Source organism: Streptomyces sp. SD15 (assembly GCF_054462255.1).
In genome coordinates, this window is the sequence record NZ_JBTLMO010000153.1 from 1 (window position 1) to 841 (window position 841).

General features: G+C 66.6%; 1 pseudogene. It reads left to right on the forward strand.

Annotation, left to right across the window (positions count from 1 at the left end):
• A pseudogene (locus ACX28W_RS43975) lies at positions 1 to 702 on the forward strand (alpha-1,4-glucan--maltose-1-phosphate maltosyltransferase); the annotation flags it as partial.
• Positions 703 to 841: the final 139 nt, after the last annotated feature.

Consider the following 841-nt stretch of genomic DNA (forward strand, 5'->3'; position numbering starts at 1 on the left):
TTCCAGCAGTCGTACACGTACTTCACCTGGCGCAACACCAAGGACGAGCTGACCGAGTACCTCACCGAGCTGTCGGGCGAGACGGCGGCCTTCATGCGCCCCAACTTCTTCGTGAACACGCCGGACATCCTGTCCGACCATCTCCAGCAGGGTGGACGGCCCGCCTTCGAGGTGCGCGCCATCCTTGCCGCCACCCTCTCACCGGCCTGGGGGATCTACGCCGGCTACGAGCTCTGTGAGAACACTCCGGTCCGGGCGGGCAGCGAGGAATACCTGCACTCGGAGAAGTACCAACTGCGGCCGCGCGACTGGGAGTCGGCCGCACGCGAGGGCAGCACGATCGCACCGCTGATCACCCGGCTGAACCGGATCAGACAGCACCACAAGGCCCTCCACGCACTGCGGAACCTCCACTTCCACCCCATCGACAACGACGCCCTGATCGCCTACAGCAAACGCGCGGGTGACGACACGATCGTGGTGGTGGCCAACCTCGATCCCCACCACACCCAGGAGGCCACGGTCTCGTTGGACATGCCGCGACTCGGCCTGGACCGGCACGAGTCCGTGCCGGTGCGCGACGAGCTCACCGGCGAGACCTACCACTGGGGCAAGGCCAACTTCGTGCGACTGGGACCGGGCAGTGCGCATGTGCTCGCCGTCGGCCCCTCACCGCAGATCGGAGGGTCACCCACCACATGATCGTCAACGAGCCCGTCCCCGACACGTTCGAGGACACCCCGGCCAGGGACCGCGACCCCGAATGGTTCAAACGCGCCGTCTTCTACGAGGTCCTGGTCCGCTCCTTCCAGGACAGCAACGGCGACGGCATCGGCGACCT